Below are 10,954 nucleotides of genomic sequence, written 5' to 3'. Positions count from 1 at the left end.
CTTGCGCGCGCTCGTCGTGCGAGGTCTTGCCTTGCGAGGTTTCTTGCCGTGACACTGGATTCACACCCGTTCGTTTGCTGGCACCCGCTCGATCCGGCCCGCAGACAGCGCTCTGCGCGGGCCGCCCCTCGAACGAGGCATGCCCCAAGACGAAACCGGGGCCCTTCGATCGCACTTATAACGTCATTACGCAGCTTTGCCACGCCAGGGGGCGACCGCACTGTCCCGCAGACCGTGCCCGGTCTGCAATACCGTTCCAAAATCCGGAGCGCGGGAGACAAGGCGTCGCCGAGCCGTGACTGTGGAGATGCTGGCGCCGGCGCCTGAACTCCGGCAGTTAATCCCACCGCGCGTGCCGATCAACGGTGCGGCCGTGTTTTCCCGTCCGCCGATCCCGCATCGAGGCAGGCCATGTCGCTCATCCGCTCCCCCGCCGGCCTTGCGCTGATCGGCATCCTGTCGAGCGGGTCCGCCTGGGCGACGGGTCGGGCAGCCGACCCGTCGCTCGTCCGCCGCCACGCGCCGGTCGAGCCCTTCACGTTCCCGTGCGAGACACCCGGCGGCTGCGGCGTCCAGGCGGGTCCCGGTCCGGCCGACCGCGACGTGCGTCCCTTCGAGGGGACCCTCGGCCGGCCCTGCGACTATCGCACGCGGGCGACCCCACAGGGGACGCGCAAGGTCCGCGTCTGCTTCTGAGCGCGCCCGATCCATGGCCGACCCGTTGCGACTGTTGCTGTTCGCCTGGCTCTGCGTCGCGCCGGCTGCTGCCGTGGCCGGAGGCTTGACCGAGGGCTTGACCGAGGGCTTGGCCGACGGCTTGGCCAACACCTGCACCGACGCGTTTGCGGAAGGGCAGCGGCCGGCGATCACGAACCCGAAGCTCGCAGCGCGCGCCGTGCCGCTGTGCTTCGATGCCTTCGCGGTGCTCCATTCCGGTGTCTCGCGGACGCCGCTCTACGCGGCCGAGCGCCTGACGCGGGACAGCATCTCGGCGGCGCGCCGGGTCGACCGCATCGATGCCTTCCACGATGAGGATGCGCTGCCGGCCGCCGACCGGGCGCGGATCGAGGATTACGTCCGTAGCGGCTACGACCGTGGCCACATGGCCCCGGCCGGCGACATGCCAACCCATGCGGCCCAGGCGCAGTCCTTCAGCCTTGCCAACATCGTGCCGCAGGACCGCGCCCTCAATCGCGGGCTCTGGTCGGCGATCGAGGAGAGCGTCCGGCGTCTCGCCACACGCCGCGGCACGCTCTACGTCGTCACCGGGCCGATCTATTCCGGCGATGCCGTCCAGGCGATCAACGGACGGGTCCTGGTGCCGACGCAGCTCTTCAAGGCCCTCTACGACCCGGTGACGGGGGAGGCCGGCGCCTACCTGGTTCCGAATCAGGACAATCTCCCGTCGCAGACCGTTTCCCTCGACAGCCTGCGCACACTGTCCGGGCTGGACGTTTTTCCGATGCTCCCTCCGGCCGCCAAGGCGCGGGCGATGGATCTGCCGGAACCGCGAGCCTATTCCAGGGGGGAGTCCGACGGTGGCGAGCGTCCGCGCCGCCGGGCGCCCGAGTCGGACTCGCTCGAATCCTGGGCGAGGGACCAAGTGCATCGCGCCTTGCGGCGTCTCTGGCGCGATCTGATGCGCGCCATCTTCTGAGGGGAGGGTCCGATGCCGAAGACGGGGGCGCGGTCGGAGAAGAACCCAGGTCGATTCGCACCATTCGCGGACGACGCGGCAGTCCAGACGATCGGCGGTCTCTCGATCGAGAATGGCCGCGACCGGATCGCCATCCATGGCAGCCTCGACCTCGGGCGGGACGCGCCCGGGCTCGAGAGGGCCCGGGCAGCCGCGGCCGCTCTCGCCGCCATCGTAGCCGCCCTCGAGGCCGAGCCTCTGCCCGAACAGCTCGCGGACGTATCGCACCCGTCCGAGACGGTGAAGAACCCCTTCGCCTGAGCCCGGGACCTGCCTTCGCGATCCTGGTCGGCCTGCTCGTTCTTGGCCCACGTTCTTGTTCTTGGCCCACGTTCTTGCCGGTCGGTCGCCGCCCTGATACTCCGGCGCAACACTCTCACGCGAAGCGGTTCGACGACGGCGAGCGCCCGAGGTCCGACCGCATCGGCGCTCTCCGCGCGGTCTGCCGGCCGGTTCGACCGGACGCAGCCGCGCAACACGCACACGCTGATTCCGACGGTCGGGGCGCAGGGCGCGCCGGACCGCCGACACGACAGGGATACCACCATGGCGCGCGAATTCATCTACCACATGAAGGGTCTGACCAAGACCTATTCGGGTGGCAAGAAAGTCCTCGATAATATCAACCTGTCCTTCTACCCTGACGCCAAGATCGGCGTGCTCGGCATTAACGGCTCGGGCAAGTCGACCCTGCTCAAGATCATGGCGGGCATCGACAAGGACTGGACCGGCGAAGGCTTCGTCGCCCAGGGCGCCCGGGTCGGCTACCTGCCGCAGGAGCCCCAGCTCGATCCGAACAAGTCCGTGCGCGAGAACGTCATGGAGGGTGTCGCCGAGAAGCAGGCGCTGCTCGACCGCTACAACGAACTCGCCATGAATTATTCCGAGGAGACGGCGGACGAGATGACCGCCCTCCAGGACAAGATCGAGGCGGCGAACCTGTGGGAGCTGGATTCCAAGGTCGACCAGGCCATGGAGGCGCTGGGCTGCCCGAGCGACGAGCAGCCGGTCGCGACGCTGTCGGGCGGCGAGCGCCGCCGCGTCGCCCTCTGCAAGCTGCTGCTCTGGGAGCCGGAACTCCTGCTCCTCGACGAGCCGACCAACCACCTCGACGCCGAGACGGTGAACTGGCTCGAAGGTCACCTGCGCCAGTACCCGGGCGCGATCCTGATCGTGACCCACGATCGCTACTTCCTGGACAACGTCACCGGCTGGATCCTCGAGCTCGACCGCACCCGCGGCTACCCCTACGAGGGCAACTACTCGGCCTGGCTGGTGCAGAAGCAGAAGCGCCTCCAGCAGGAGGGCCGCGAGGACATGGCCCGCCAGCGCGCGATCAACCGCGAGCAGGAGTGGATCGCCGCCTCGCCGAAGGCCCGTCAGTCCAAGTCCAAGGCCCGTATCACCCGCTACGAGGAGCTGGTGGCCAAGTCGCAGGACAAGATCGACGCCTCCGCGCAGATCGTCATTCCGATCGACGAGCGCCTCGGCAACAACGTCATCGAGTTCGAGCACCTCAACAAGGCGTTCGGTGACCGTCTCCTGATCGAGGATCTCTCGTTCAAGCTGCCGCCCGGCGGCATCGTCGGCGTGATCGGCCCGAACGGCGCCGGCAAGACGACCCTGTTCAAGATGATCACCGGGGCCGAGAAGCCGGACGGCGGCACCATCGCGGTCGGCGAGACCGTGCATCTCGGCTACGTCGACCAGTCGCGCGACGCCCTCGATCCGAACGCCACAGTCTGGCAGGAGGTCTCGGGCGGCAACGACATCATCTATTTCAACAAGCGCGAGATCAATTCCCGCGCCTACTGCGCCGCCTTCGCCTTCAAGGGCTCCGACCAGCAGAAGAAGGTCGGCACCCTCTCGGGCGGTGAGCGCAACCGCGTCCACCTGGCTCGGACCCTGAAGGGTGGCGCCAACGTGCTGCTCCTCGACGAGCCGACGAACGACCTCGACATGGAGACCCTGCGGGCTCTCGAAGAGGCGTTGGAGGATTACGCGGGCTGCGCCGTCATCATCAGCCACGATCGCTGGTTCCTGAACCGCATCGCCACGCACATCCTCGCCTTCGAGGGTGAGAGCCACGTGGAGTGGTTCGAGGGCAACTTCTCGGATTACGAGGAGGACAAGAAGCGTCGCCTCGGCGCCGACTCGCTGATGCCGAAGAAGATCAAGTACAAGAAGTTCTCCCGCTGAGACGACGGTCCGGCGCCCGCTTCGCAGGAGGCGGGCGCCGCTTCAGGCCCGGGCGCTCAGCGCCAGGGCGTCCCTCAGGTCTCGACCGTCCGTGAGCTTGCGCCCCTGGCGACGCAGGCTCTTGAGGAGATCGCGGTCCGGGAACGGGCAATAGGGCAGGACAGGCGCGACCGTCCCGGCGGGGCGACGTCCGTCCGCAAGCTCCGCGAGCGCTCGGTCGAGCAGCGCCCGTCCGTGCTCGTGCAGGATCACCGAGGCGCGGGTCGCCGTCGTATCGTGCGGCAGGCGGACCGCTTCCTGGGCGAGGATCGCGCCGGCATCGATCGTCACGGCGAGGCGATGGAGCGTCACCCCGAAGGCCGGCTCGGCCTCCGCCAGCGCGTGGATGGTGGGAACCGGCCCACGATGGCGCGGCAGCAGGCCGGGATGAACGTTCAGGCCCCCAAGCGGCGTCCGCTCCAGCGTCGGACCAGAGAGAATCTGGTCGAAATGGAAGGTGACGATGAGATCGGGGGCGTGCCGCTCGAAGGCTTGGGCGACCTCGGATCCGTTGACGTCGTCGACCTTCAGCGTTGGAATGCCGAGGTCGCGACAGAGCGCCTTCAGGGGCGTGGCACCGGCCGCGGTGCCGGCTCCGGTCAGGCGGCGTGCCAGCGGCGAGAGCGGCGCGAGGAGATCCGGCAGCCCAAAATTGACGCCGAGATAGGGCAAGATTGCCGGACCGGAGCGCGTAAGATGGCGTCGGACCTGGCCGACAAGGCCGCCGGAACTCGGCCGTTCGGCGTTCGACAGGCCGACGAACGCGAGATCCGCAGCATGGTCCCCGACGAAGCGTCTCACGGCACGAGCGTTCGGCAGGGCCTCCAGCACGAACAGGGCGATCCGGGGGCGGCTCACCGGCCGATCCGGATCTTGAACCTGAAGCCGCTCATGCCGAGGCGCCGCAGGAATTCCGGCAGCAGGGCTGCACCGCGAGCGCCGGCCGCGAGGATCCACGGAAAGGCGACGATGTCCCGATCCTTGGCCAAGCCGCGCGCGATCCGCCGCGCCGCATCCTCGGCACTGATCTCCAGGGGACGCCAGCCCTGGTACTCGCCGCCCATGGCGGTCTTCACGTAGCCGGGGGTGACGACGTTGATGCGTACGCCGTGAGGCTTCAGCTTCTCTCGGAGCGCCAAGCCATGCGCGAGCAGCGCCGCCTTGGTACCGCTGTAGGAGGGCGCGTCGGGCAGCGGTGCGAAGGCCGCCAGGGACGAGATCAGCGCGATCTGCCCGTGGCCGCGAGCCCGCATCAGGGTCACGCAGGGGAGGGCGACGTTGAGGGCGCCGAGGAGGTTCACCTCCACGGTTTCGAACGCCATGGCCTCGGTCTCCACGTCCCCGCCGGGATCGCCGCCGTTGATCGCCGCATTGACGATCACGAGATCGAGGGGATGGGCATGGTCGGCGCCCTGGAGCCAGTCTGCGACGGCCGCCCGCTCACGGATGTCGAGGCGCTTCGTCTCGATCGCGGCACCCCTGGCGCGGCACGCGTCGGCGATCGCATCGAGGCGTGTCCGGTCCCGGCCTTGAAGGATGAGCGTCGTGCCGGGCTGGGCGTAGTGGCGGGCGAGGGCGGCGCCGATGCCGCTCGACGCACCGGTAATCAGGATCACAGGCATCGGGACTGCTAGCGCGGCCAGCCGGACCGGATCAATAGACCGGTGCGAGTTCCTGGGGCTCGCCGTCCTCCGCCCGGATCGCGCCGGCGGCGGCCAGGGCCGAGGCCGGCAGCGTCGCTTCGAGCCGCGGAATGGTCCCGGCGATCGCCCGCTCGATGGCCGGACGGGAAAAGAAGCCGCCATTGATCTGCGAGCGGTGCAGCACGACGCGGCGGAAATCCGCCATCAATGCGCCGTCGGGCGGCGTCGGAGCCGTCCAGAACGAGTCCAACCCGCCCTGGTGCGTGAGGCCCGGGAAGTTGTAGATCGCGTTGCCGGCTGCGCAGGTCGGACGCCCGAGCTCGAGAGACAGCATTCCGACGGTACTGTTGATCAGAACGACGCCGCGACTGCCGGCGATCAGGCTGGGCAGGTCGCCGCCGTCGATGATGTCCAGGCGGTCGTTGACCCCGTGCCGGCGCGCCGAGTGGCGGGCGTACTTGCGCCAGTTGATCAGGCCGCTGTCCAGGGGATGCAGTTTGATCAGCAGGCGGGTCGGCGCAGGCGCGTGGGCCGCGAACGACGCGATCGTCCGATCCATGAAGCCTTCGACCCCCAGGAACGGGGAATGGACGCGGATCTGATAATCGCTGTCGAGCTGAAGCGGCAGCAGGAAGTAATCGACGCCGATCGCCGTGTAGGCCTCGTTCAGCCGCGCTGCCTCGCGCCGCGTATGGGCGCGGCGGGCGAACTTCTTGATCCAGCCGGCATATTCCACCGCGATGTGATGCGGCCGGTGGCTGCGGAAATGCGGGAAGAAGTACGGGAAGCCGAAATTCGCGATGTTGTAGGCCACATCCCAGAGGCTGCGCCGGGCCATGTCACCGCTCGACGGCATCGCGCGTCCCGGCTGCGGCAGGCGTCGGGCCACGGATCGGATCTCGTCCGCGGTCTTCGGCAGCGCCGAGTTGCCGTTCACGCCGCCAAGCTCGCAGGTGATCCAGTTCGGCCGGAGATAGCCCTCCTCGAAGACGTGAACTCGGACGCCGAAGGGCTGGGCGGCGGACGTGGCAGCGACATGGTAGGGGCGGCAATCGCCGAAGAGCACAATATCGGTGACGCCATGCGTGCGGACATAGTCCGCGACGTAGGCGCCCCACGTGTCGAACCGTCCCCGGTAATTGTCGGAGGGGAGGCGCCAGAACAGCCAGTCCCCGGACGAGAAATTGATGCGCCGCACCCGATGGCCGCGCGCCTCGAGGGCGCGTCCCAGATCGGCGAAGAAGGGGGATGCGAGTCCCTGGAGGAAGAGGAACGTCGCCTGTCCGTCGCGATGCGTGTCTGCGCGAGGCTGAAGCATTCTCTCCGACGCCTGCTCCTGCGCCCGTTCAATGGCGGGCCACCCTGGACGGTTCAGATCCGTCGCACGGGACTCCCATCCCAGCAATTGGGCGCTCGTAGGGCGGGAACGGAATTCCGGCCGCCTGTGACTTCGGGACAACGCCGCCCGCATCGGTTATTTCCGCTCAGAAAGGGCGATCTCCCCGAACCCATGCCCGTTGGGGCCCCGAAGATGCTATGGCAGCGGCCGGTTACGCCGGTGCGAAAGTGAGCATGCCCTCGACCCTGCCGTCCTCGCTCTTATCCACAGGCGGACGCGTTCACGCGCTGCGATTTGAGATCTCGGCTGCCCTGGGCGTCCCCTTCGTCGCACGCTGGCGTCCGGGGGCAGCACCCGTGGTATGGGAAACCGGCGCCGTCCGCAGGATCGTGCAGCGTCTCGCCGCGCCCGTGATCGTGGGTCCCGGTCCCCTGCTGTCGCCCTACGATACGCCCGGCACGGGGATGTCGAGTCTGCGCGTCGATCACGCAGGCCGAGCAACGGGCCTGGACAAAATCGATACCGAAGCGCTGCTGCGCGCCCGAACCTTCGGCCGGAATCGGTTCTCGCCGCGAACCAACGGGGCCATCTCGGATGCCTTGTCCGGCCTCGCCGATCCGTCTCTCATCCTCGTCGAGGGCGCGGTGGCCGAGTCCAGCGCGCGCCTCCGGGCCTTCGTGATGCGCGTGCTCGCGGCGCGCCCGGACGGGACGTTCCTCGTCGCCGGCTCAGGCGGCTGCACGGGCCTGTCGCCGAGCCTGTCTCCGCGCTTGCGGATCCTGTCGTCCCCGGTCGATCCTTGGGCGCTGTTCGAGCGGGTTCGCCGGGTCTTCGTCGACGACTGGGCGGCCGCTTGCGAGGCGCGCCTGGCCGGGTGCGAGGTCGCTCGCCCGGGTGACCCCTCCACCCCTCCGACGACGCACGATCTCGTGGCCCTCCGCTACGGGACGGGGATCCACTACTTCGATCCCTGGACCCGGGCCTCGATCGGATTCGAGGATTGCCTCGAGCGCGTCGCGTGGCTGCGCGACCGCTTCGCCGACAACGAGACCAGAACGGTGCTGGTCGGCATCTCGGGCTGGAAGCGTCCCGTCCTGGATGCCTTCATGGTCGGTCCGCAGGGACCACCGATCCACGCGATGACGGCGGAGGATGCCGTAGCGGCCGCGCAGGCTCATCAGGCCCAGGTTCGCGTCTGGGCCACCCGTATGCCGGAACGGCTGGGCCCGCTCTGCGCCGAAGCGGGCGTGCCCCTCGCGCGGATCGAGGACGGCTTCCTGCGTTCCGTGGGCCTCGGGGCCGGCCTCGCCCCCGGGGCGTCGATCGTCGTCGACGATCGCGGGATCTACTACGATCCGCGGACCGAGAGCCGGCTCGCACTTCTCCTGCGGACGTCGACCTTTCCGCCGGACCTGGTCGCGCGCGCGACGGCCCTGCGCGAACTCGTGATCGCCCGCCGCCTGACCAAGTACAATGTCGGTCTCACCGACGAACCGGCTGATTGGCCCCGGGATCGCAGGATCGTCCTCGTCCCCGGCCAGGTCGAGGACGATGCCTCGGTGATGCACGGTTCGCCGGTGGTGCGTTCGAACCGTGATCTGCTGCGGGCGGCGCGAGCCAGGAATCCGGATGCGTTCCTGCTCTATAAGCCGCATCCCGACGTGGAGGCCGGGTTCCGGACCGGCGCAATTCCGGAGGCCGAGGCACTCACGCTCGCCGACCGGATCGTCGGTGGGCTCTCCATCGTCGATCTGCTGGACCGGGCCGATCACGTGGAGACGATGACCTCCCTGGCCGGCTTCGAAGCCTTGATCCGCGGCCGCTCCGTCGCGGTCCACGGGCGTCCCTTCTATGCGGGGTGGGGGCTGACCGAGGATCTGGCCCCGGGCGCGGACCGGGGGCGCCGCCTCGCGCTCGACGAACTCGTGGCGGGCGCCCTCCTGCTCTACCCGCTCTACCTGGATCCGGTCACCCTCAAGCCGTGCTCGGCCGAGCAACTCCTCGATCGCCTCGCGGCGGCTCGCGATGCAGCCGGCCCGTCGCGTCTGGCCATGAGCCCGGCAGCGATCCTCACCATGCGCGCCCGCTACGCCCTGCTGAACCCTCTCATCCGACGGCTGCGCGCCAAGCGCGGCGTCGAGCGATTTCCGGACCGGAAGCCGTGACCGCCGCGATGACCTTGCTTCTGAGCCTGATTCTCGCCCTGTCCCTCGGTCTCGCCATCGAGGCCGGCGCAGGTGGGCAAGCGCGGCCCGTGAGCCTGCGCCCCCGCGACCTCGCGATCCGCTTCGCGGGCTACGGATGGGTCACGGCGTTCTGGTTTCAGTTCTCGTGGCGGCCTTGGCTCGCAGCCTTCTCCTGCGTCCTCACGATCCTGATCCTCAGCGTCATCAGCCGGCTCAAACGCAGCATCATCGGCGAACCCTTGGTGTTCAGCGACTTCGCCCTGCTGCGGCAGGTGCCGCGCCACCCGGAACTCTACTACACCCGCCCGCTCAGCGACCCCCGCATGGCCGGGCCGATCCTGGTCGGCTTGGCGCTGGTCGCCGCCTGGTACGCGGTCGAGCCGACCCTCCTGCCCAGCGAGCCGAGTGTCGCGCTCCTCGCGATCCTGGCCCTTCCGCTGGTGCTGTTCAGCAGCGTGATCCTCTCGGGGGAGGGGAAGGCCGCCGCGACCCTCGCGCGGTTGTTTCCGGCGCCGGCACTGGATGCCGACATCGCTCGGTACGGGCTTCCGACCACGCTTCTCGGCTATGCGCTGCGCTGGCGCGCGCATCGCAGGACCGAACGCGGAGCCGCCCTCCCGCCCCCGATCCGCCGAGGCGACGCACCCGTGATCGTGGTGGTGCAACTCGAATCCTTCCTCGATCCGGTGCGCCTCGGCGGACCGCCCCTGCCGCTGATGGAGATCATCCGCGCGCGGGCGACCCTCCATGGACGGCTGCGGGTGCCGGCCCACGGGGCCTACACGATGCGGACCGAGCACGCGGTCCTGACCGGCTCCGATTCCGAGGATCTCGGCTTCGGCGTGTTCGATCCCTACCTCACCCATGGCGGCCACGAGCCGACGAGTCTGCCCCTGGGCGCCCGCGATGCGGGGTTCGAGACCGTCTTCGTGCATCCCTTCCACCGGGACTTCTTCAACCGCGCCGCCGTGGTGACGCGCCTCGGCTTCGATCGCCTGATCATGGAGGACGACTTCTCGGGGGCGTCCCGGGTCGGACCCTATATTGGCGATGCAGCGCTGGCCGACCGCGTGCTTTCGGAAATCCGGGCCCGCTCCGCGCCGCTGTTCCTGTACGGCATCACGATGGAGAACCACGGACCGTGGAAGCCGGGACGCCTGCCGGGGATCGACGACCCGCTGGCACAGTACCTGACGCATGTGCGCAATACCGGCCGGGCCGTCGAAGCTCTCATCGCGGGGTTGGAAGGCCTGCCGGCCACGCTCTGCGTCTTCGGCGATCATGCCCCGGCGCTTCCCAATTGCCGTCCCGGTTTCGGCGGCACCGCCACGGACTACGCCATCTTCCAGTTCGGCCCGGATGCCCACGAGGGCGGAGCCCGACGTGACCTCACCGCGGCGGAACTCGGGCGCCATCTTCGGCAGATCGTCGCGCTCCCCGAAGAGGCGGAGAGCTTGGCTTTGCCACCCTCGTGACGCATTGGTGATCGATAGGCGGCTGGACCCAGCGGAGGTCTGTCGGAGCCCGGTCGGGTGCACGATCCGTTAATTCGATCGCAGCGTTTCGCCGCTATCGTCCGACGCGGCCACCGCTCGGAGGCTTGGACCGCGATCCGGGTCGCCGCGCGAGCGACCTCTCGTTCGCGGTTGATCGAACACGATGGCGTCGCCCGTGCGCCGTGATTGAGGCGGGCGTCGTCGCCGGATCGCACCTGTGCGCGGTCCGGTCAGGAGAGTAACAATGCTTCGTAAGGCGTCCTTGGCCGCCCTGACGGCCTGCCTCGTTTCGGGCTGTACCTCGCTCCTCCCTGCGGCCGGACCGACGACGGGTGCGGTGGTGGAGGGGGCCGACA

The 10,954-nt window shown here is 68.9% G+C and carries 9 protein-coding genes; 6 read left to right on the top strand and 3 right to left on the bottom strand.

Translation table 11 applies throughout. From position 1 onward, the window contains the following. The first annotated feature begins 411 nt into the window (after positions 1 to 411). The 4 genes from CRT23_RS26495 to ettA all read left to right on the top strand — a co-directional run bounded on the left by CRT23_RS26495 (position 412) and on the right by ettA (position 3,895). A complete protein-coding gene (locus CRT23_RS26495) occupies positions 412 to 696 on the top strand; it encodes a hypothetical protein (RefSeq protein ID WP_103712500.1) in 285 nt (94 codons plus the stop codon). Between the two features lie 13 nt (positions 697 to 709). After that, entirely contained in the window at positions 710 to 1,657 is a 948-nt protein-coding gene (locus CRT23_RS26490; protein ID WP_103712499.1) for a DNA/RNA non-specific endonuclease, read from the top strand. 12 nt (positions 1,658 to 1,669) lie between these two features. After that, complete coding sequence (locus CRT23_RS26485; RefSeq protein ID WP_103712498.1) at positions 1,670 to 1,957, top strand: hypothetical protein; 288 nt, start codon at positions 1,670 to 1,672, stop codon at positions 1,955 to 1,957. A gap of 285 nt (positions 1,958 to 2,242) precedes the next feature. After that, positions 2,243 to 3,895, top strand: coding sequence for an energy-dependent translational throttle protein EttA (gene ettA / locus CRT23_RS26480; protein WP_055956630.1), 1,653 nt, complete (start codon positions 2,243 to 2,245; stop codon positions 3,893 to 3,895). A 42-nt stretch (positions 3,896 to 3,937) separates the two neighbouring features. On the opposite strand, the gene CRT23_RS26475 is transcribed toward ettA, so the two are convergent. Genes CRT23_RS26475 through CRT23_RS26465 form a run of 3 tightly spaced genes read right to left on the bottom strand, consistent with a single transcriptional unit; the run spans position 3,938 to position 6,895 of the window. After that, on the bottom strand, positions 3,938 to 4,792 hold the full coding sequence (locus CRT23_RS26475; protein ID WP_103712497.1) for a formyltransferase family protein: 855 nt from the start codon (positions 4,790 to 4,792) through the stop codon (positions 3,938 to 3,940). Next, complete coding sequence (locus tag CRT23_RS26470; RefSeq protein ID WP_103712496.1) at positions 4,789 to 5,556, bottom strand: SDR family NAD(P)-dependent oxidoreductase; 768 nt, start codon at positions 5,554 to 5,556, stop codon at positions 4,789 to 4,791. The genes CRT23_RS26475 and CRT23_RS26470 overlap by 4 nt, the downstream gene beginning before the upstream one ends. Before the next feature lie 31 nt (positions 5,557 to 5,587). Next, entirely contained in the window at positions 5,588 to 6,895 is a 1,308-nt protein-coding gene (locus CRT23_RS26465; protein ID WP_103712495.1) for a capsular biosynthesis protein, read from the bottom strand. A gap of 485 nt (positions 6,896 to 7,380) precedes the next feature. Here CRT23_RS26465 and CRT23_RS26460 point away from each other — a divergent pair, with 485 nt between their 5' ends. Both CRT23_RS26460 and CRT23_RS26455 read left to right on the top strand, forming a co-directional pair. After that, entirely contained in the window at positions 7,381 to 9,081 is a 1,701-nt protein-coding gene (locus CRT23_RS26460; RefSeq protein ID WP_245436613.1) for a capsular biosynthesis protein, read from the top strand. A gap of 8 nt (positions 9,082 to 9,089) precedes the next feature. Continuing rightward, positions 9,090 to 10,577 (top strand): LTA synthase family protein, encoded by a 1,488-nt coding sequence (locus tag CRT23_RS26455; RefSeq protein WP_103712501.1) that lies wholly within the window; start codon positions 9,090 to 9,092, stop codon positions 10,575 to 10,577. Positions 10,578 to 10,954 lie beyond the last annotated feature (377 nt).

The sequence above is a fragment of the Methylobacterium sp. V23 genome, from assembly GCF_002917135.1.
GTDB lineage: Bacteria > Pseudomonadota > Alphaproteobacteria > Rhizobiales > Beijerinckiaceae > Methylobacterium.
Note: the sequence above shows the minus strand (reverse complement) of the source record. Positions and strands in the feature narration are given on the sequence as shown.

Excerpts from the sequence above, each read along its gene's own strand:
- CRT23_RS26455 (WP_103712501.1), top strand. The coding sequence starts at position 9,090 with ATGACCTTGCTTCTGAGCCTGATTCTCGCCCTGTCCCTCGGTCTCGCC.
- ettA (WP_055956630.1), top strand. The coding sequence starts at position 2,243 with ATGGCGCGCGAATTCATCTACCACATGAAGGGTCTGACCAAGACCTAT.
- CRT23_RS26460 (WP_245436613.1), top strand. The coding sequence starts at position 7,381 with ATGTCGAGTCTGCGCGTCGATCACGCAGGCCGAGCAACGGGCCTGGAC.
- CRT23_RS26470 (WP_103712496.1), bottom strand. The coding sequence starts at position 5,556 with ATGCCTGTGATCCTGATTACCGGTGCGTCGAGCGGCATCGGCGCCGCC.
- CRT23_RS26495 (WP_103712500.1), top strand. The coding sequence starts at position 412 with ATGTCGCTCATCCGCTCCCCCGCCGGCCTTGCGCTGATCGGCATCCTG.
- CRT23_RS26485 (WP_103712498.1), top strand. The coding sequence starts at position 1,670 with ATGCCGAAGACGGGGGCGCGGTCGGAGAAGAACCCAGGTCGATTCGCA.
- CRT23_RS26490 (WP_103712499.1), top strand. The coding sequence starts at position 710 with ATGGCCGACCCGTTGCGACTGTTGCTGTTCGCCTGGCTCTGCGTCGCG.
- CRT23_RS26465 (WP_103712495.1), bottom strand. The coding sequence starts at position 6,895 with ATGCTTCAGCCTCGCGCAGACACGCATCGCGACGGACAGGCGACGTTC.